The organism is Moorena sp. SIOASIH, assembly GCF_010671925.1.
In the GTDB taxonomy this organism is placed as follows: domain Bacteria; phylum Cyanobacteriota; class Cyanobacteriia; order Cyanobacteriales; family Coleofasciculaceae; genus Moorena.
Genome location: NZ_JAAHIH010000003.1, coordinates 466,832 through 487,303, shown reverse-complemented (window position 1 = coordinate 487,303; position 20,472 = coordinate 466,832). Strand labels below are relative to the sequence as shown.

Here is a 20,472-nt window from a genome sequence, read left to right as displayed (position 1 = left end):
CTCAGGTTCAGCCTCTTGTTGGTTCTCACCTTAATACACTCAAGGACTTGTTTAGAATCAATAGCCCTACTCCCCAAACCGATCAATTCCTGATCCGAGATGAAAACTTAAATACTTTGATTAAAGTAATGTGTTCTTATGCTGAAATTCAATAATTTTAGGAACAAAATAGTTACTAAAATTACATCAACTAGCAAATTTTTGTTGCTCACTGCTTTGAGCATTAGTCTGATTTTGATGTTTTTTAGAGCACCCTCCCTAGCACAGATTCCGCCACTAAAACAATTGCCCATTGAAGAGGGTTCGGAAACACAATCTGCACCTGAAATAGGAATTGAAGAGGATTCGGAAACACAACCTGCACCTGAAATAGGAATTGAAGAGGGTTCGGAAATAAAACCTGCACCGGAAATCGGAATTGAAGAGGATTTGGAAATAAAACCTGCACCTGAAATAGAAATTGAAGAGGATTTGGAAACAGAACCTGGACCTGAAATAGGATGGGAGTTCTTAGGTAGCCGAGAACTCAATCAAGTAGAAATTCACGAAACTAAGTATAAAGGTGAGTGCCCAGGTTACAGCTGGTCCTCTCGGGAAGCCCGGTTTACTTCCAGTACTACTCCCCCAGCTCGTAAAAGACGTGTAATTGTTAGAAATATTACCAGAGGAGTAGCTAGTGACCCATATCCTTTCACCGACAGAGAGTACTATGAGGGCAGATCTTCAGAAGGGACACGGATGAGTTTTGGCACAAAACATCATAGTAAATATTTTCATGTTTTAAACGGAGAGAATACATTTGAGTACGAGATTAAAGAACGCAATCGTGTAATTGAGTCTGGAGTTTTAACTGCTGTAATTAAAAGAAATGTTGATGTCAGACAAAGAGATTCGTATCCTATTACGAAATCAGTTTGTATGAACTCAGAAGTTCCTATGTCTTTGTGTGCTGATATCAGGACTCTTACTCAGTACAAATGTGGTAGTGACTGGGTTATCCGAAGCTTTATCCAGCCAAATACCCCTGAAGTTGGTACACTTATATCCAATCAGACTCCCTACTCGGTAAAGTATTGGATCAATAATAGGATACAAAAATTGTCATCAGGAAGCGATAGAATCTATACCAATAACTTTTTAAACATAAAGTTTAAATCTTGCTCTGTAGGAACAGGTGATGGTAAAAACTCTAAAGAATGTACTATCAAAACCAGGAGTTTAGAACGAGGTAAAAGATATAAGTTTACAGTCTCTGAATTAGACTATGAATCCGTTGACATAGAAGATTTTCCACGATCATAGTTTCTTATAGGGCTGCAATTCTGATAGAATTAAGTACAGCGGTTTGCAATTTGGTGAAGTACAAATTCTTGAGGTGCGACCCGTGGCGAATTAAATTCGCCACGGGTCGCACCTCTGCATCGCTACTCCCTACTCCCTGTTCCCTGTTCCCTGTTCCCTGTTCCCTTTGGTATAACTGATAGCTGATAGCTTACATAATTAAAGCATAAAAAATTTGCCCCCTAGCCCAACTGTGTGGAATTTTTTACCCCAGAAGTTGGTGGTATAGATACTGAAAAGGAAATAGTTTTGGTGACGAGTGTAGCTTTCGATCACTGGCTTAACTACATCAGGTGGTAAAGGTTTACCAACAAAACAAGCTGCTTTTACCCCAAGAGGAAGGGATTTCTGTTGGCAGTAAGTATCATGTAAGTGCCATGACGCATGATCAAGATAAGCGTCTTTAGTTGGATTGGTGAGTGCCATAATGCTGGACACTAAAGCTAAGAAAACTGTGCTATTGATGCGCTGATACATAATTTCTTGTTATTAAATGTTGGTAATTAGTTGCGTAGGGTGCGTAGGGTGCGTTACGGGACGGGCTCGCCTTGATTTTCCGCCTCTTTCTCAGTGTTAGGTTGCTGCCCGTAACGCACCGCCAGTGTTGGGACAGCCCGCCCGGAAAATATTGATAACGGGCAAGATGCCCGTTCCACCAAGATGCCCGTTCCACCAAGATGCCCGTTCCACCAAGATGCCCGTTCCACCAAGATGCCCGTTCCACCAAGATGCCCGTTCCACCAAGATGCCCGTTCCACCAAGATGCCCATTCCACCCACCGGGTCAAACAGCTTTGAGCAGATGCACTCTACCCGCTCAGCCATAGGATGATTATTGACACTCCCCACTGATAGAATCAGGGGGATTCTTGGTTCAACGAGGTTACTTGCTTTTCCAGGCCGGAACCAAGAAAAGTAGAGGCATCCTCTCCCCAAGCGTTGCTTAAAGTTCCGGTGTGCCCCACCGTACTCAAGGCTCTAGATAGGATGTTTTTGGCGGCGTTATGGTCTCTGTCTAGCTGGCAGCTACATTTACAGGTATGAGTCCTAGTTGATAGTGACTTTTTCACAACCTCGCCGCACTGAGAACAATTTTGGGTAGTATAAGCAGGATTAACTGCGACAGTTATTCGGCCAAACTTTTTACCAAAATATTCCAACCATTCCCGGAATTGATACCAACCAGCATCATTAATAGACTTGGCAAGACAGTGATTTTTTACTAAGTTTTTTACCTTCAAGTCTTCATAGGCGACCAAGTCGTTAGACCGAGTTACGCAACGTGCAAGTCTCTTCGCATGTTCACTACGCTGCCTACTTATTTTGAGGTGAGTCCTGCCTAGTCTATTAATTGCCTTTTTGCGATTGGATGAGCCTTTTTTCTTTCGAGAAACTCGACGTTGATAAAACTTCAGGCGTTTCTCGCCTTTGCGATAAAACCTTGGATTAGGTTCAGAGTAACCATCAGAATCGGTGTAAAATTATTTCAGTCCTACGTCCAAGCCAACAATAAAACCGGTAGCTTCTAGTTGTTCGTGATTGTCTAATTTGACACAAAATTGAACGTAATAACCATCCGCCCTTTGGATTATTCTGACCCGCTTGATCAGTTTTTGGTCGAAGCGCCATAAGTCCCAGGTTCCTTTGAGTTTAACCTTCCCGATCCCTTTCTTATCAGTAAATTTGATAGACTTTTTGTCTGGGGATAGCTTCCAGCCAGATTGCTTGTACTCAACTGACCTAGAACGCTTTTTGAATCGGGGATATCCTTTCTTCCCAGGCACCTTTTTCTTGCAGTTGTCGTAGAACCGCTTTATTGCCCGTTCCACATTTTCAATTGAGGCTTGACATGCATGACTGTTCAGGTCTTTGACAAATTTGAACTCTTCGCGTATTTGGGTGTTGTAACGGTACAATTCTTTTTTGCCCACTCCACGATTATCAATCCAGTACCGAAGTACTTTATTTCGGACAAAGCGAGCCGTTCTAATTGCCTCATTTATTGCTAATTTTTGAGACTCTTTAAGGACAGCCTTGAACTCCATTACCAACACCTAAAATCACCTCCTTGATTTACTGGCTTTACTTAATATTATAGTCGATATCCCCATAGCAGAAGTTCCAGGATGGTTAGGGAATAAATTCCTGTTCGGGCTAACCCCATAAATGGAATTTAGGGGCTTGCGCCCTCAGGATTTTCGGTCAACATGATTTGGCTTGGCTTGGCTTGGCTTGGCTTGGCTTGGCTTGGCTTGGCTTGGCTTGGCTTGGCTTGGCTTGGCTTGGCTTGGCTTGGCTTGGCTTGGCTTGGCTTGGCTTGGCTTGGCTTGGCTTGGCTTGGCTTGGCTTGGCTTGGCTTGGCTTGGCTTGGCTTGGCTTGGCTTGGCTTGGCTTGGCTTGGCTTGGCTTGGCTTGGCTTGGCTTGGCTTGGCTTGGCTTGGCTTGGCTTGGCTTGGCTTGGCTTGGCTTGGCTTGGCTTGGCTTGGCTTGGCTTGGCTTGGCTTGGCTTGGCTTGGCTTGGCTTGGCTTGGCTTGGCTTGGCTTGGCTTGGCTTGGCTTGGCTTGGCTTGGCTTGGCTTGGCTGGCTAACCTCGACTGATGGGAAGCCCAGTTAAATTCCTTGGTTAAATATTTTTTTCGTTATGTTGTGGGTCTATTCCGGAAAATTTAACCTATTGATTGCTATTGCTGCTAAATCTGCTATTTTCAAAATGATTAACCGGACTTGATCTAATTCTATTTTCGCCGATATGAAGTTTTTCTTTCCCTAACTAAAAGCTGTGCGCGTAGCGCATAAGCTGACAATTTCAGTTCCTAGGATATTTTCACACTTTATTCACAAGCTATGCTTAGAGTTTTAGATATATATTTTTTAAATGATATGTAAAGGTAAATTTGATGAAAAAAGGTAACAATGAAGTAAGCATTCAGCTATCAGCTATCAGCTATCAGCTATCAGCTATCAGACGAATTAAAGTAGGGTGGGCAAAGTAATATAATCTAGAATACTCAAAACAATCAAACTGTGTCTTGATGCAGTCGCTCATGGGGGAAACCCCCAAGACCGCGCTGCATCGCTTTTTGCCCACCCTACAAGCTGATAGCTGACTGCTGACGGCTGACCGCTGACGGCTGAATGCTTACACAATGAACAGGTAAGCTGCAATCTTATTAAAGAGCTTTGCTAATTTTTTGAGGTTATGATAAATCCAGTTTATTGTTTACAACCTATTTGTAAATGCTATACTATGGTTATAGTAATTCAGTTATTACAAATATTTTAATAACCTTATTTTTTTAGATTTATGTCCGTAAAGCAGCTGATAAAACCTCACAATTTAATGATTAAAAATGACCATCTATACCAAGTCGGTGGTAGTCTAGCCAGTGATGCGCCTAGCTATGTAGAAAGACAAGGCGACATCCAACTCTATAACGCCTTAAAAAGGGGTGATTTTTGTTATGTTATGGCTCCCCGACAAATGGGTAAGTCTTCTCTATCGGTGCGCATCAGACATCAACTACAACAAGAAGGATTTAAATGCAGCACTATTGATATGACGCGCATCGGTAGCGAAACAATTACCCCAACTCAGTGGTACAAAGGAGTGGTTGCTGAGTTAGTACGAGGGTTTAAGTTATTCGGTGACTTGAATTTCCAATCCTGGTGGCACCAGGAAGAGTATCTTTCACTGCTTCAGCGATTGAGTAATTTCCTGGAAGATATCCTGCTGGTAAAATTTCCTACTGAACGAATTGTTATCTTCATTGATGAAATTGATACTATTCTCAACTTACCTTTTCCCGTTGATGATTTTTTTGCCCTAATCCGATTCTGCTATAACCAAAGAGTAATTAATCCCGACTATAATCGCATTGTCTTTGCTGTGTTCGGGGTAGCTAAGCCAAGGGATTTGATCACTGCCAAAAAGCGGACACCGTTTAATATCGGGAAAGCCATAGAACTACATGGCTTTGAATTCCATGAAGCATATCCCCTTGCCAAGGGATTAGAGGGAACAGGGGGTAACCCTAAAACGATTCTCAAGGAGATACTGGCTTGGACAGGAGGACAACCCTTTCTGACCCAAAAACTATGTCAGTTGGTGGTAGACTCAGTAAGGGTCGGGTTGACTATTGCTCCTGGTAATGAGGCATCTTGGGTACAGAGAATCGTACACACTCGCATTATTGATAATTGGGAATCCCAGGATGAACCCGAGCATTTCCGAAGCATCTCGGCTCGCCTTTTGAGTAATAAGAGTAATAAATATTATGCTGACAAATTGCTGGGACTTTATCAGCATATTTTAGCTGGAGATGATGTAAAGATGGATAACAGCCAAGAGTGCAACGAATTGCTGCTATCGGGTTTGGTGGTTAATCAACAAGGATGGCTAAGGGTGAACAACCCTATCTATCAAGCAATTTTTAATCGTGAATGGGTTACCAAACAACTAGAGAATCTGCGTCCCTAAGCTCAAAAGTTTGGCTCTTCTGGATTTAATATGCCAGACTGTTACTTTAAGCGACTAAAACCCTAGCTATACCTGGATTTTTGGCTTCAGCCGCTTAAAATAACTTAAAATAATCTCCCAAACTCTTGCTAGGCAATAATTTTACGATGTCGAATAAAAATAATGAAAACAGTGGATGTGGATGCGCAAATATTCCTATTTCTGTCATCTTACTGGTTTTAGGCGGTGGTTATTGGTGGTTGAACCATCAAGGAGGTTTCGCCATGATTAGCAAATTACCTCAAAATCTCCCAATAGCTATTCCTCAAAATCTCCCCATAGCTATTCCTGGTTTAAATTCGACGACCGCCGAACCAGAACCTTCGGCTCCTAGCCTCGCGTAACCACCGCACCTTCCTTACCAAATTCGCCAATTGTTAAACCTAATCATCAGCCAGCTTCATCAACACCAATAACAGCTCAAAAACCTCAAAAACCTCAAACACCAATTGTTAAACCTAATCATCAGCCAGCATCACCAACAACTCAAACTCCTTTGGATAAAAAAGCAATCAGAGGAATTTATATAAGTCGTTATAACGTAACTAATAATGCTAGTGAAGAGAAGATTAGAAAACAAGTTCGTCATTATCATTCTCAAGGAATTAATACGATTATTCATGGTGTATGGGGTAATATTTGTCCTATGTACACTAGTGAAGTGATGCAAAAAACTTTTGGTTATAAAAGTTGTCCTAATCAGTTTCGCGACCTCTGGTTAACTTGGCTAATTGATGAAGCACACAAACACGGCATGGAAGTTCATGCTTACTTTGAAAAAGGTATTAAAATAGATAAAAATAGCCCGATTTTTGATTTAGCTATTGAACGCAAATGGGTTGTACCGGGCGTTGACCGCACCTATCCGGGAATCGAGCATTATATTCTTGATGTAGAAATTCCTGAAGTTGCTAATTTTTTTAGAGATATTTTAGTAGAATTTGTCGAAAAATATCCTAAAATTGATGCAGTCCAATGGGACGATTATCTGGGTTACCATGCCGAGTTGCCAGGTAAAGTAAATCGCACTAATAAGTTAACCGCTTTTTCACAAGAAATGATCGGTGCTATGAAACAAGCTAACCCAAAGGTTAGTTTTGATCTTTGTCATCATAATCCTTATTGGGCTAAAAAATATTTTGCTGCCGACTGGCCAAAATGGAATGTAGATCGAGTTTTTATTCAAGCTTATAATGATAAAAATTTTACCAAAGAAGTAGATTATGCCGAAACCTATGATGGAATTGCTATTTCTGATCAACAATTACATCGCTTACCAGAAATAATTGATAACAACAAAATTAAGGCCATTTTAGTGTTTCCTAATGGGACAAATCCAGAAGACATAGCTTCTAAGTTAAAGCAATTTTATGTTAAATAGACTTAAGCGTCTAACTATATAGCACTACGCATTAAGCTTAGGACATTTATACAAGCAGCAAAAGCTGTTGTAGTGAACTTTTGCCTTTTTCCCTTTGCCTCTTGCCTTGCGCGTAGCGCTATAGCAGTCGAAGTAAAGGTTAAAACATATTTCTATTCCCTACTCCCTATTCCCTATTCCCTATTCCCTGTTCCCTAGCTATACAATCCCAAAATTTTCCCCTTCAATCACTGCTTCTGCTTGTAATGCGATCGCTCTCAATTTCTCTAAGGTCTCTGGTGCAACTGACTGCCACAATCCCCGCTGATTGGCTTCCAGTAAGCGTTCTGCCATATCTCGCAAGGCCCATGGATTTTTTTGTTGGACAAACTCTTGCACATCTGAGTCAAATAAATACCCCTGAGCTACTCCTTGATACATATGGTCTGCCACACAATTAGCGGTAGCATCATAGGCAAACAAATAATCTACCGTTGCTGCCATTTCAAATGCTCCTTTGTAACCATGGCGCATAACTCCCTCAATCCACTTAGGATTCACTACACGAGAACGGTACACTCGGGCAATCTCTTCCTTTAGCTGTCGAACTTTGGGCTTTTCAGGGATAGAATTATCACCAAAGTAGGTTTGAGGATTTTTGCCAGTTAACCCCCGCACCGCTACGGTTAACCCCCCCTGAAACTGGTAATAATCATCTGAATCGAGTAAATCATGTTCCCGATTATCCTGATTGTGTAATACAACTTGCATTTGTTTGAGACGCTGCTCAAAGGCTTCTGGGGCTCCTTTGGGGGAAGATGAGCTGTAGGCGTAACTACTCCAGTTAATGTAAGCGCGAGCTAAATCCTGCTCATCTTGCCAGTTTTGAGATTCAATCAAACCCTGTAACCCGGCACCATAGGCTCCTGGTTTCGAGCCAAAGATACGGTAGTGCGATCGCATTTGGGCTTGGGACTGACTCAACCCTACCTGTAACCAATAGTCTGTTTCCTGTTTCACCTGGGCTGCTAGAGGATTGTCTGATGGTGATTCATCCAGGCTTGCCACAGCAACTACTGCATTGTGAAATAGGTCGATTAAATTGGGGAAACTATCTCTAAAGAAGCCAGAGATGCGCAGGGTCACATCCACCCGGGGACGTTGTAACACAGACACTGGCAAGATTTCAAAGTCTATCACCCGCCGTGAAGACCCATCCCAAATCGGTCGCACTCCCAACAACGCCAGAGCTTCGGAAATATCATCTCCCCCGGTACGCATGGTAGATGTGCCCCATACCGAAATCCCTAGGGTTTTGGGATACTCACCATTTTCCTGGGTATAGCGCTCCACTAGCACTTCAGCTGCCTTTCTCCCCACATCCCAAGCTGTTTCTGTGGGTATGGCACGGATATCAACAGAGTAAAAATTGCGACCAGTGGGCAGAACGTCCGGTCGTCCTCTAGTCGGCGCACCCGATGGCCCACTCGGTACATATCTCCCATCTAATCCCCTTAACAATTGGGTGAGTTCCTGATTAGTTTCTTGCAGTGCTGGTAACAGGCGATCGCGAATCCAATCTAATTCTTGTTTTGTTGTTTGACTAATCGGTAATCGATAATCAGTAATCGCTAATGGGGAATTGATTTGTTTTACTAATTCAGACGCTTCTTCTTCCAATACTTCAACCAAATCTCCAACAGTATATTTACCACTATAGCATTCCTCTGTTGCCTTTTGCCTTTTGCCTTTTGCCTGTTCCTTGAAATCACCAACAGTAACTCTATCACTATAGCATTCCTCTGTTGCCTTTTGCCTTTTGCCTTTTGCCTTTTGCCTTTTAATTATTTTTGATATCGCATCTATCTTGCTTTTTTCTATATCCTTAACCACTGAAAAATCTTCCGTCAGGGGGTCAAAATCCCAACCCAAATCCTGAGCCAAAGCACGAGTTAAGCCGATGCGATTCTTTCCTGGATGACGAGCAATTGCTACTATTAAATCCTGCAATTGACGTCCTTGGGGACATTGACTAAACACATGTAATCCATCTCGAATTTGAGCTTCTTTCAATTCACAAAGATAAGCATCAATTTGATTAGTAATTTCCGATTTTCCAGCTTCAATATCGTCTACTGCAATCCCCAAATCTTCGTGCAAATGCTCGTCAATGATAAGTTTAACAATGCGGACGCGAATAATTGGCAACCGAGACAAATCTAAGCTTTGAGCTTCATAATACTCATCAACCAATCCCTCCAACTGTTGCAGAGGACCATAAAGTTCAGCACGAGTCATGGGAGGGGTTAAATGATCAATAATCACCCCTTGAGCGCGACGCTTTGCTTGAGCTCCCTCTCCGGGATCATTGACAATAAATGGATACAAATGAGGCATGGCTGTCAAGGCCACTTCTGGATAACAGCACTCTGACAAGGCCACACTCTTACCCGGTAACCACTCTAAATTCCCATGCTTGCCCACATGAACAATTGCTTGGGCACCAAAACACTTCCGCAACCAATAATAAAATGCCAAATACCCATCAGTTGGTTCCAAATCGGGAGCATGATAATTCAAAGCTGGGTCAAGATCATAACCCCGAGACGGTTGAATCCCTACAAACACATTTCCCAACTGAATCCCTGAAATCGGAAATCCTGAAATCTCGGTTATCTCTCCCTTACCATCCTTGCTGTGTTTACCGTTAACATCAAACTCTCCCCAACGCTGACGGATTCCCTTTTGAACCGCTATCGGTAACCCTTGAAAATAGTCCCAATACTCCTGCCAACTCAACTCTTGTCGTACCAAACGTAACTGCCATCCTTCCGGATCATTCGTCACCCCAGCGGTCAACCACTCAATCAACTCATCCCCAGTTTCTGGAATCCTCTCAACCCAATACCCAGCATCCCGTAACCCTTTTAAAATCTCTACACAACTGGCCGGGGTATCTAATCCTACTCCATTGGCCAGCCTGCCATCTCGATTGGGATAATTAGCTAAAATCAGAGCAACCCTTCTCTGATTCGGTAGGGTTTGCCCTAACCGTAGCCAATTCATGGCTAAATCTGCTACAAACTGAATGCGATCGCATACTGGTTCATAAACCACCACATCCGTTTCCAGAGCAGGATTCCACCGTTGCGCCGACTTAAAGGAAATGGCACGACTAATAATTCGCCCATCCACTTCTGGCAACGCCACATTCATAGCAGTATCCCTGGGCATCAATCCCTGAAACCCAGACTCCCACTGTTCCACCGTGCCACTACTTAAAATAACCTGCAACACAGGCACATCAAGCCGTTCCCACAACTCCAACTGATGTACCTCAGCATCCAACTTAGCCACCGAGAAACTAGTCGTATTAAGCAACACTGCGATCGCACTACTAGAGCTATCGGGATTTTGGAAATAGCCTAACAATTCCCGTTGTACCTCTAGATCCCGTAAAGAAGAGACAAATACTGGCACCGGTTCCAAGCCCCGTTCTACCAAAGCCTGACATAACCCATCAATCGGTGCTGTATTTCCCGCTAAGTAATGGGCACGGTAGAACAAAATACCTACTTTAAGATTGCCAGTAGGTTGTTTGGTTGAAGGTTTGTTTTGGTTGAAGGTTGAAGGTTGTTTGGTTGAAGGTTGTTTGGTTGAAGGTTGTTTGGTTGAAGGTTGTTTGGTTGAAGGTTGTTTGGTTGAAGGTTGGTTTTGGTTGAAGGTTGTTTGGTTGAAGGTTGAAGGTTGTTCGCGTAGCGTGGCCGAAAGGCCAAGGTTTGTTTTGGTTGTTCGCCTTTGGCGTTCGAGTAGGGTCGGTTGTTCGCCCTTGGCGTTGCCTTCGGGTAGGTTATTTGGTTGCTGCTTATCCTCCCAACCTTCAACCTTCAACCTGCTAACCTTCAACCTATTAACCTTCAACCTGCTAACCTTCAACCTGCTAACCTTCAACCTGCTAACCTTCAACCTGCTAACCTTCAACCTATTAACCTTCAACCTGTTAACCTTCAACCTGTTAACCTTTATCCCCGATTGCCATGGATAAACCCCAACCCGAGGCACAGGTTTTGGTGCTGGTGGATTATTCGTTTGCTCCAGGCATACATCTGCCACAAATTTCAGAGCGTTAGTGAAATTCTCAACACCGCCTTCTGTAAAGTAGCGCCATAATTGATTCACTATCGGAATAGTTTCTGTGGAGTGACTAGTTAAGGTAGGATCTGGTCGGTCATCCCCTGGTAAAACCAGTAACCTAGCGCCGGTTTGTTCTACTGTCTCTTTGAGCACTTCTAAGCCATAGGACCAGTAGGATCGTCCCCCCAATAATCTGATAATGATAATCCGTGCTTTGGCCAAGATATCCTCAGCATAGGTATCAATGGTTAGTTGTTGCTGCAACTGCAACAGATTAGCGACTCGGATAGCTGGGAAATCTGGGGGAAGTTGGGATACTGATGCGGCTAGGGTTTGGATATCCGTGTCAGCAGCAGTCAGGAAAATAATCGGTGCTGGGGTTTGTTCGATGAAGATAACCCCTTCAGCTTCAGGGTTCCATCCTCCTGGAGTAGCGGCGATGCGATGCATAGTTTAGGGTGCGATTCGTTGATCCTAGGGCAAGGGACGGCGTTGCTTAATAATGGAATGATTTTAAGAGTAGGTGCGCCCCTCCAAGGGCGCGAGGGATTGCTCGCGCCCTTGGGTCGCACCTGTGGAATGGGCATCAGGCGTGGAACGGGCATCAGGCGTGGAACGGGCATCTTGCCCGTTTCATTTCCGGACGGCCAGGATCCCCACCCTACTCATATTCATTCAAAGATTCAGCAATGCCGATTATTCTATAAATCTCAGATGTTGGCTTTCCTATGTCAACCAAACCTACAGGATATCCTGATTAGTCCTAAAAAAAGGGGGTCAGAAGACCTGCTTTCTTTTCCGAACGACGTCAACTCATTTCAAGGTCTTAAGGTCTTGATGTAGGCGATCACATCTCTCATCGCTTGCTCATCCGTCAGGGTCATGGCCATCTGTCGCATTTGCTGGCCGTAGATATCTTTAGGGTCATTGCCCCGTATTCCGTTTTTGAAATTCTTCAACTGGGTCAGCATGTACCAGTCTTGTAGACCAGTCAGATTGGGTGCGTTTAAGGACTCCATCCCCTCGGCTTTGCGACCATGACACGTACTACAGACTGCGAATGATGCCCTCCCCTTGGATGGGTCGCCATTAGCCCACGCATTACCAGGATACAAACCGAAGGTCACGGTCACAAAAAACATGATGACACAAACCATTCTTTGAAACTTCATATGAATCTCTCTTTCAATTGTTTCCCAAACTATCTTAGATAACGGCCTTGAGGCTAGTGGTGCGTCACCATCTTTTGGGCAGCCCCATCTTCGCCACCCCCCAGAGCATCCGCTGTGGTCAATAGTTAGGCAACACAGACCACCTCAAAACTCAAGCCATCCGATCTTAACTGATGAGGCAGAAAAACCAAACCTCAGATTTCCAATCGAAAATCGGTGCTCACCAGTACTCACAAACGGCCTGCATCTACGTCCTGGATGAACTGGATCAGACCTTGGAAATAAACTTGCTGGTCGTCGTAAAGTGCTAGGTGGCTACCGTTTGAGCATCTGAGAAGCTCCATAGCATAAAAGGGTAAGTAATAATTTTTTTATTTGAGCAAGGCAGCAACATAAGGCTTAGGATAATAAAGGGTATAATACTCATCAAATGACGCTTCTGGAGATATAATTTTTATTTTATTGTATTAGTTTAGTTTATTTTTTTTGAACCGGAAAATTTGTTCTTAATTACCATTGCCAATGATGTCTTTTTATGCCAACATGTCCCTTAATTGATGATGCCCCAGATGAAGCTAGGAGTTTTCGTCTTCTTTCTGGTGTCATGTAGAGCATTTTATTAATTTTCCAAATCTGGAGAAAATCCCTGAATTCTGGATCGATAAATCCACGCCGATAGGCATGCTGAGAAAGCTTCAGATCACCAAAGTAATTAAGCTCAAGTATTGTTGGTCCAGTCTCACAAATAGCAACATCCCAACCAGGACAAAGATAGCCTGGAAATGCCAGATGTGCTTCGAGTACAAGTTCGACTACCTTGTTCCAGTAGGGGATCTGAAATCCAAGTAGATTCCTGCCAGTTTTCGGATGTAAAGGATTTTCAATTTGATTCAGGCCAGTACCAGAGATAATACGGAAGATTTTACCCGTTTTGATATCTACAGCTGCCAACAAATTTCCACTTGTACCATGATCAAAATTGTCACAGTCTAAATTGCCCACATTTACTTTAAAGATTGCTTTCATTATTTGCGGGCCAGAGTCCAATAAAATGGTATGTATTCTGATTCCCGAAATTTTATCTGTACCAGAGATCTCAGCAATTTCAGAATGAGCAGTGAGAGGTTCCTGCAAAATCCATCCCAGGGTTCCTCCGTCATCAAGAGAGCAACAAAAATCCCTGAGTGGTTCTGAAGAACCAGTACCAAGGTGGAGCATGTCGCCATTTAAGTGATCAGCCAAGGTATTACCGTGACCATAGGAACCTGAAGACCGCTTAAAGTAAATCGGCAATGATCCTGGCTTTCTAAGGTAGTCTTCAAGGTCTTGTGGTGTAGCAATATTTAGTAAAACACTTGGGCGACGAGACCGATAAATTGCATGAATCTCGGGTGTCGGAAAACCACTAGCACGAAACAAGAAGTACATTGTCACCTTGTCAATAGCCATAAATTTAGAGTATTCATCGACTACTATCTCTATAAGAGTAGATTGCATGCGATGTCCACAAAATGCTGCTTTTTCGGAGAAAGTAAGGTCATTAAGGTATAGTTGAAAATCTAGATACTCGGATAGATCGAGATAAGGGGAGGAGAATCGGAGCCTCAAAGCTTCCAAGGCAATTTCTAGGATTGGGCGCTGTGAAACATTAGCAGCTTGAAAAAAACAATTAAGGTTATACATACATTATTAATGTCAACAAAATCCCATAAAATTAGGTTTTATTTCTGTTTTGATATACCAAAACAGAAAATATTTAGCGGCGCTCTTTTGTCAGCTTGGAAATCTGCTCCCATTCCCTCTAATGGTGGGGTTGACCTGCGCGGCCAAGTCTGACAAATGTGCCCGGAGGCCGTCAAACACGGAGCCTCAGGTACAGCCAGGTGTGTGGGATTGCTTTATCCTAAATTAGGCTATTATGACTTAGGGAAAAATTGCAAGGCCTCGCGCCTTGTAACTGAATAACCGTAACAGTGAAAGTCCCTCTGCCCTGGTACTGGGGTGACAGAATTACCGCTACAGTAGGGAATGGTAACCAATCCGTAAAGCGGGGTAAAAAGGTGGTAACTGGGAGCCTAACTGGGAATCCCTATAATAATCTCCAGTTCGACCTGCCCATTGTCACCCTGTTAAAACCCCTAGGAATTGCCCGGGGTCTTGTTAGGCTTTGTCATTCAAAGCAACCTACGAATCGGCTTGAGCATATCAAATTATTGAGTTATAAATTCAATTCCAGTTGTAATACCGTATTATTAGTAAATAAATTCATTGGTTGGCCTAAACACTGTGCTTGGTAAACTGCTTGAAGAAAACAGGCAACTCGATAGGCAAATTGTACAGGAACAGCGTTGCCAATCTGCTGGTGGACATGACGTTTATTTCCTCCATGAAATACCCATGAGTCTGGGAAAGTTTGAAGTCGGGCATATTCACGATTAGTAAAGCGTCGCAGACGGCTTGCACTGATACGCCATAGCTTTAAGTTAATATTTGGATTCCTTACAAATTGCCCATTGACGCGATCTTTTTCCTTTCTTTGTGCCACCACATTTCCCTGAGCCCACCCCCAAATAGTTCCAGTATCAATAGCAGGAAATGGGGCATCCAAAGATCTTATTGGGTGTCCGTCAGATCCAGTTCGAGAGAATCTACATGGTACAGGGGTCTCAGTAGGATCAAATGCCTTTCCAGTCTCCTCATGAACACGGCTTTTGAACCCCCATTCAGGACAATGATTAGGAAGGGAAATGAATGGATTGGCAGCCAGATCAGCTAAATAGGCTGATGCTGGTGTATCTGGCTCTGGCGTGGGCCAGTGAAAAGCTGAGGGAAATCGGTCGAAGCTGGCAATAAAAATAAATCTTCTTCTCGTTTGAGGCACTCCAAAACCAGATACTCTGAATACATTATATTTTATGTAGTATCCAAGACTCTTGAAATGCTCTGAAATTACGTCAACAAAAGGCTTTCCACTTTTGGGTTCTTTCATTGTCCTGAGATTTAGAACATTCTCAATTACGATAAAGCGAGGCTTCTTGATCTTTGCCATTCGGACAACTTCTTGAAACAGAAAATTTCTATCGTCGTTTTCCTTTCGATTCCCCCCCAGTGAAAAGCCCTGACATGGAACGCCTGCTAAAATTACATCACTATCAGGTAAATCTCTTTCTGATAGTTCTCGAATATCAGCTTCTTCAACATCCCATTCAGGTCGATTATTACGGAGTGTTTTAACGCTCCATGTATCAATATCTGTGGAGTATAGATGTTTAAAACCAGCCATTTCAAAGCCGAGGTCTAAGCCACCTGCACCAGAAAAAAGACTTGTGAATGAAAGTTCCATATCAACGAAGAGTGACTGTTGGTCCTAAAGATTTTGCTGCACGAAAAACTTCAAATGTGTGTTTCTTTCCTGCGTTGGGATTATCTATATAGGAAGGTGTAAGCGTATGTTCAATCATATCAAAGTAATAACCCCTGATCAGCCTTGGAGTCTCTATACGTGTGATAGTACCCGAGTGTTTTAAATCTATACCACATTTAAAGCCAGTTGGAGCAATCAGAGTAACTTGGCGTTCTGTGCCATCCGTAAGGGCAAATGGTGTAGGTGCAACATACATTTTTCTGTCACGAATCATAATGTCTCCATAGCTACCGAAACCTTTAATATTCTTATTTTTATGGATATAAGAATGGTCTGCATTTAATAAATTGCCATGACACATGACAAGATCATAGACTGGATAGTTCTTTTCCTTGGTTTTTGCTGGGTATCGTCCAAACACATAGTAAATTGTCCTGCCATTATGCAGACCTGAGGGCACTTGACTATTGCAGTCATAGTTTGCTTCCCTGCCTGGAAATCCTAATCCTTTTATCTCGAAGCCAAGGGGGAAATCAACAAGCCTGAAGTCTGGATAAGCATTTCTTGAAGGTTCATCGAAGTTCAAGGAAAGCCTTTCAAGACGAACAGCAAACCAATTTTGAAAGCTAAACTCTTTGTCCGTGGAAGAAACGCGACTTATCAACTCGCTGGCATCGATTGCGCGAACGCATTCTAAGAAAACCTTTGCTATGATTTGATCCATAATGATTTGTCTAGCCCAATGTTGCGATCGCTCTCACCTTTAGGTACACGCAACTGTAGTGCATTTGGTGCTTGACAATGGAAGCACATCCCAAAGACAAAGTCAATGTTAACAGTTCTCAAGACCATCTACTGATACTCAGCAAAGTCTAACGGTTAAGGTCAGCGGGGCGAAACCCACTCTTGGAACAAAGCACCTAAAAACTCAAGCAATCCGATATCACCAGATGAGGCAGAAAAACCAAACCTCAGATTTCCAATCGAAGATCAGTGCTCACAATTACTCAGAAATGGCCTGCATCTACGTCCTGGATGAACTGGATCAGACCTTGAAAATAAACTTGCTGGTCGTCGTAAAGTGTTAGGTGGCTACCGTTTGAGCAGTGGAGGTAACGGCCATTTTGCATCGCGACCGCCATCCATTCCATGTATTCAGGATCCATCGTATCGTATTGGGCACCAATAACCAGAGTTGGCACTTCGATTTGCCCTAGGTTACCGGAACGATCCCAATCTATGAGTTTGCCTCTAAGACCAAGCTCGGATGGTCCTTGCATCGGGACATAGATATCCGCATTTAGGTGCTTAAAACTACGGTTCAATGGATCCGGCCAATCTTCCGATGGCATACGCAGGACATGGTAAACGTAGTGGTGCTCTATTAGCAGTTCCATATAGCGCGGATTTTGGTAATCCTCAGAGGTTTCATAACCCTGGATCTCTGCCAGAACAACCGGATCCATGCCAGGCATCAGTACGTTATGGGCATATTCGTTGTATTTTGGGACGCTGGCCATCATGTTGGAGACAATCAGACCCTTGAGGTGCTGTTGGTACTTCAAGGCATACTCCATAGCCAAAAGACCGCCCCAGGAGTGGCCATAAAGGTAGAAGTTTTCTTGATCCAGCTTTAAGGCTTGGCGCACTTGCTCCACCTCATCCACAAAGCGTGCCAACTCCACTAACTCTGGCTCATTCGGCTGGTCACTATAGTAAGAGCCGAGTTGATCATAGTAATAATACTCGATGCTGGCTGCAGGAAAGTAACTGTCGAATGCCTCTAAGTACTCATGGGTCATACCGGGCCCGCCATGCAGGAGCAGTACCTTCATCGTCGGATGATTGCCAATTCGCTTGGTCCAGACCTGGAAGGTTCCCTTCGATGTGTCGATGGGTATCATCTTCACACCGCCACTTAACAGGTCGTTGCGACCAGTATAGTTCAAGTACTCGGTGGGAAAACTATCTTTGCTCTGCATGTGACCTTCATCGGAATCTGATTAGGAGTTTGCCAGAGAAGCAAACAACCATATTTCACTTTACTCTACTCATGATCACCCAATCGAAAATGCGTTCGCCAAACCACTTTCGGATGAAGATCATTGGTGCTGCAAATTGACCGGCAACATAGCGAGTTTTTGGTTTGCGTGCTTTAACCGCCTTCGAGACAATATCGGCAATCACCTTTGGAGAGGAACCGCTACCGCTGTTGTAGGATTTTTCGGTGGCCTTGGCAACACTGTTGGCCAGTTTAGCATAGGGGCCATTTCCCGACCGCTCCAGCATTGGACCCATAAGTACATTCCCAAATGCGGTTCGGATGATACCAGGTTCAATGATCACAACATCAATATTAAAAGCAGCCAGTTCTAATCTCAGACAGTCTGACCAACCTTCGAGGGCGTGCTTAGAGGCATGATACCAAGCTCCCAGGGGTGTATACATCTTGCCACCCATCGAACTAATATTAATGATCTTGCCCGAGCGAGCTTCTCGCATCTTTGGTAACAACAACTGGGTCAGTCGGGCAAGGCCGAAAATGTTGACCTCGAACTGGTAGCGGGCATCATCAATAGAGGTTTCCTCCACTGTCCCGTAGCATCCAAAGCCAGCATTATTGACTAGAACATCGACCTTGCCATAAGTGTCTTGAATTTCATTCACGGCAGCCTGGATACTTGCCTCATCGGTGATGTCCATACGCAGTGGGTGAGCACCCAACTCTCTTAGGTCAGCCATTTTCTCGACACTACGTGCCGCCACTACTACGGTCAGACCATCCTTCAGCAGAGATTTGGCCATTTCTTTGCCCATACCCGATGATGCCCCGGTAATCAGTGCGACTTTGGATTTACCATTTGCCATGATATTGAAGTTCCCTGTGTGTAATTGACTTGTTAATCTTAAACTGAGAAACTAGCGACTTTCAGAGATTTTGTTACTGCTACTGTTTTGCGTCCGCGCTTAATACGGTCAATTTCTTTGAGAGTAAATGATGTTAATTGACATACTCCCGACGCTGAATTAAAAATTACAGCGCGGGATTCTCACGGAGTGATTCTTGATTCAACGAGACAACTTATTGAATTAGATTTCTCCTCATCAACAGCGGTTGAACTCTCCTCAAGCGTTCCCGGTTTCCCGGCAGTTTCCCTATGCCCTAGGGTACTGTTATTCCACTCAACACCTATAATGTTCATCCCTTTCTTTAAAATGTTCAATGCCGCATTCGTATCACGACAAATTTCCGTTTGACATTGAGGGCATTTATGAGTTCTAGTGCTGAGAGATTTCTTCACTCGATGACCACAGTTTGAACAATCTTGGGAAGTGTAATGAGGGGCAACAGCAATCACTGTTTTATTCCAAACTTTTCCAAAATAATCTAACCATTGAGTGAATTGATACCACGAAGCATCAGAAATTGACTTAGCAAAATGATGGTTTTTGACCATATTCTGTATCTTGAGGTCTTCATAGACAACCACATCGTTAGAGTGGACTACGCACCGAGCGAGTTTCACCGCCCAGTCTTTACGCTGTCTTTGAACCTTGCCTCCTAGCGTCGGCAGGCTAGCGCCAACAAATGAGCTTTCCCCAGTCTAATCCTGGCTTTGTGGTAGTTGTTTGATTGAGGCTTCTTGCCTTTTACAAACTTTCTTGATAGCCGCCGCTGTAGTTTCGCGGGTCCGCTTCTGTGCCCGTCTTAAATACTTAGGATAAATTACAGCATTATCGTTTTGGTCTTTGTATAAATACTTCAGACCTAAATCAATACCTACTACATTACCTGTATAGTTTCCTACTTCAAAGCGGTTAGCATCAAAACAGAATTGAGCATAATAGCTATCAGCCCGTTTAACAACTCTAACCCGATAGATTTTTAGCCTGAATAAATTTTCTCTGGTTTCATGATTACAGAATATAGAAAATTGACCGGCTTTAAATCCATCGGTGAAATTAATGGTTAAACAGTCCTCTGACAGTTTCCACCCTGTGGTTTTATACTCAACTGAACGAGAATGCTTTTTAAACTGAGGGTAACCTTTCTTTTTAGCACCCTCTCTACAGCGGCGATAGAAACTAGAGATTGAATTCCAAGCTCTTTCTGCTGATGCCTGACGTGCCATTGAGTTTAACTTCTTAGCAAAAGGAAACTCACTCGCTAGTTCTTTGCATAGCAGAGATAGACGCGCCTTGTTGAAATTTGGCTCGTCACGCCATAATCTAACTGCTTTATTCCTAATGAATTGAGCAGTTCTTATGGCTTCATCTAAGGCTTGATATTGTGCTTTAGACCCGTTTAAAAGCTTGGCTTCTCTTACTATCATGACTTAATTTTATCACATACTAACGCTGATAAACAAAGATTCTATATTCTTTTTTTTGTGGGTCGCAATTCATCTCAATGCCAAATCAAAGATTATGGCGTGAGCCTTCTTGCTCCATCAAGGTAACTCGTACCGCAACTAGGGCAGCTCACCATAGGTACATTTTCAATCACCAGTAGATCTTTTCCTTTCCCATAGGCTGATCCATAGCGAGTTCTGGCTTCAGCAAAACCACAAACATCGCAAACATT

At 43.3% G+C, this 20,472-nt stretch carries 15 protein-coding genes and 3 pseudogenes; 6 read left to right on the top strand and 12 right to left on the bottom strand.

From position 1 onward, the window contains the following. Positions 1-204: 204 nt before the first annotated feature. On the top strand, positions 205-1,302 hold the full coding sequence (locus tag F6J90_RS17335) for a hypothetical protein (protein WP_293095979.1): 1,098 nt from the start codon (positions 205-207) through the stop codon (positions 1,300-1,302). A gap of 53 nt (positions 1,303-1,355) precedes the next feature. Next, a complete protein-coding gene (locus F6J90_RS17330; RefSeq protein ID WP_293095976.1) occupies positions 1,356-1,481 on the top strand; it encodes a hypothetical protein in 126 nt (41 codons plus the stop codon). Positions 1,482-1,500: 19 nt separating this feature from the next. Here the strand turns inward: F6J90_RS17330 and F6J90_RS17325 are convergent, their stop codons facing one another. The 3 genes and pseudogenes from F6J90_RS17325 to F6J90_RS17315 all read right to left on the bottom strand — a co-directional run bounded on the left by F6J90_RS17325 (position 1,501) and on the right by F6J90_RS17315 (position 3,394). After that, positions 1,501-1,767, bottom strand: a complete 267-nt coding sequence (locus tag F6J90_RS17325) for a DUF4359 domain-containing protein (RefSeq protein ID WP_293095974.1) — start codon at positions 1,765-1,767, stop codon at positions 1,501-1,503. 104 nt (positions 1,768-1,871) lie between these two features. Further along, positions 1,872-2,189, bottom strand: a complete 318-nt coding sequence (locus F6J90_RS17320; RefSeq protein ID WP_293095972.1) for a hypothetical protein — start codon at positions 2,187-2,189, stop codon at positions 1,872-1,874. Positions 2,190-2,197: 8 nt separating this feature from the next. Beyond that, positions 2,198-3,394, bottom strand: a pseudogene (locus tag F6J90_RS17315) (transposase). 153 nt (positions 3,395-3,547) lie between these two features. On the opposite strand from F6J90_RS17315, the gene F6J90_RS17310 reads away from it, so the two are divergent. From F6J90_RS17310 to F6J90_RS17295, 4 genes are all read left to right on the top strand, one after another. Continuing rightward, positions 3,548-3,955, top strand: a complete 408-nt coding sequence (locus F6J90_RS17310) for a hypothetical protein (protein WP_293095969.1) — start codon at positions 3,548-3,550, stop codon at positions 3,953-3,955. Positions 3,956-4,681: 726 nt separating this feature from the next. Further along, the gene (locus F6J90_RS17305) at positions 4,682-5,818 is read left to right on the top strand and encodes an AAA-like domain-containing protein (RefSeq protein ID WP_366513775.1); all 1,137 of its coding nucleotides are present in this window, start codon (positions 4,682-4,684) and stop codon (positions 5,816-5,818) included. 535 nt (positions 5,819-6,353) lie between these two features. Next, positions 6,354-7,238, top strand: a complete 885-nt coding sequence (locus F6J90_RS17300) for a family 10 glycosylhydrolase (RefSeq protein ID WP_293095967.1) — start codon at positions 6,354-6,356, stop codon at positions 7,236-7,238. A gap of 72 nt (positions 7,239-7,310) precedes the next feature. Continuing rightward, a complete protein-coding gene (locus tag F6J90_RS17295) occupies positions 7,311-7,436 on the top strand; it encodes a hypothetical protein (protein WP_293095964.1) in 126 nt (41 codons plus the stop codon). Here F6J90_RS17295 and cobN read toward each other — a convergent pair whose 3' ends face one another. The 9 genes and pseudogenes from cobN to F6J90_RS43615 form a co-directional block, all read right to left on the bottom strand. Beyond that, positions 7,437-11,801 carry a cobaltochelatase subunit CobN gene (cobN, locus tag F6J90_RS17290; RefSeq protein ID WP_293095961.1) on the bottom strand — a complete coding sequence of 1,455 codons (4,365 nt, stop codon included), beginning with the start codon at positions 11,799-11,801 and terminating at the stop codon, positions 7,437-7,439. Between the two features lie 368 nt (positions 11,802-12,169). Next, positions 12,170-12,493 carry a c-type cytochrome gene (locus F6J90_RS17285; RefSeq protein ID WP_293097808.1) on the bottom strand — a complete coding sequence of 108 codons (324 nt, stop codon included), beginning with the start codon at positions 12,491-12,493 and terminating at the stop codon, positions 12,170-12,172. Positions 12,494-13,033: 540 nt separating this feature from the next. Continuing rightward, complete coding sequence (locus F6J90_RS17280) at positions 13,034-14,206, bottom strand: sugar-transfer associated ATP-grasp domain-containing protein (RefSeq protein WP_293095959.1); 1,173 nt, start codon at positions 14,204-14,206, stop codon at positions 13,034-13,036. A 535-nt stretch (positions 14,207-14,741) separates the two neighbouring features. Then, complete coding sequence (gene dcm, locus F6J90_RS17275) at positions 14,742-15,866, bottom strand: DNA (cytosine-5-)-methyltransferase (protein ID WP_293095958.1); 1,125 nt, start codon at positions 15,864-15,866, stop codon at positions 14,742-14,744. Position 15,867: 1 nt separating this feature from the next. Next, positions 15,868-16,611 carry a hypothetical protein gene (locus F6J90_RS17270; protein ID WP_293095957.1) on the bottom strand — a complete coding sequence of 248 codons (744 nt, stop codon included), beginning with the start codon at positions 16,609-16,611 and terminating at the stop codon, positions 15,868-15,870. Between the two features lie 283 nt (positions 16,612-16,894). Beyond that, positions 16,895-17,869: a proline iminopeptidase-family hydrolase gene (locus tag F6J90_RS17265; protein ID WP_293095956.1), complete on the bottom strand. Its 975-nt coding sequence runs from the start codon at positions 17,867-17,869 to the stop codon at positions 16,895-16,897. Positions 17,870-17,924: 55 nt separating this feature from the next. Further along, entirely contained in the window at positions 17,925-18,755 is an 831-nt protein-coding gene (locus tag F6J90_RS17260; protein ID WP_293095954.1) for an oxidoreductase, read from the bottom strand. A gap of 182 nt (positions 18,756-18,937) precedes the next feature. Then, positions 18,938-20,221, bottom strand: a pseudogene (locus F6J90_RS17255) (transposase). 92 nt (positions 20,222-20,313) lie between these two features. Then, positions 20,314-20,454: pseudogene (locus F6J90_RS43615) on the bottom strand (YgiT-type zinc finger protein); the annotation flags it as partial. Positions 20,455-20,472 lie beyond the last annotated feature (18 nt).

What these genes read in the sequence shown, in the direction of transcription:
- dcm (WP_293095958.1), bottom strand. Translation starts at nt 15,866, where the DNA reads ATGGAACTTTCATTCACAAGTCTTTTTTCTGGTGCAGGTGGCTTAGAC.
- F6J90_RS17325 (WP_293095974.1), bottom strand. Translation starts at nt 1,767, where the DNA reads ATGGCACTCACCAATCCAACTAAAGACGCTTATCTTGATCATGCGTCA.
- cobN (WP_293095961.1), bottom strand. Translation starts at nt 11,801, where the DNA reads ATGCATCGCATCGCCGCTACTCCAGGAGGATGGAACCCTGAAGCTGAA.
- F6J90_RS17285 (WP_293097808.1), bottom strand. Translation starts at nt 12,493, where the DNA reads ATGTTTTTTGTGACCGTGACCTTCGGTTTGTATCCTGGTAATGCGTGG.
- F6J90_RS17305 (WP_366513775.1), top strand. Translation starts at nt 4,682, where the DNA reads ATGATTAAAAATGACCATCTATACCAAGTCGGTGGTAGTCTAGCCAGT.
- F6J90_RS17280 (WP_293095959.1), bottom strand. Translation starts at nt 14,206, where the DNA reads ATGTATAACCTTAATTGTTTTTTTCAAGCTGCTAATGTTTCACAGCGC.
- F6J90_RS17310 (WP_293095969.1), top strand. Translation starts at nt 3,548, where the DNA reads ATGATTTGGCTTGGCTTGGCTTGGCTTGGCTTGGCTTGGCTTGGCTTG.
- F6J90_RS17265 (WP_293095956.1), bottom strand. Translation starts at nt 17,869, where the DNA reads ATGCAGAGCAAAGATAGTTTTCCCACCGAGTACTTGAACTATACTGGT.
- F6J90_RS17270 (WP_293095957.1), bottom strand. Translation starts at nt 16,611, where the DNA reads ATGGATCAAATCATAGCAAAGGTTTTCTTAGAATGCGTTCGCGCAATC.
- F6J90_RS17260 (WP_293095954.1), bottom strand. Translation starts at nt 18,755, where the DNA reads ATGGCAAATGGTAAATCCAAAGTCGCACTGATTACCGGGGCATCATCG.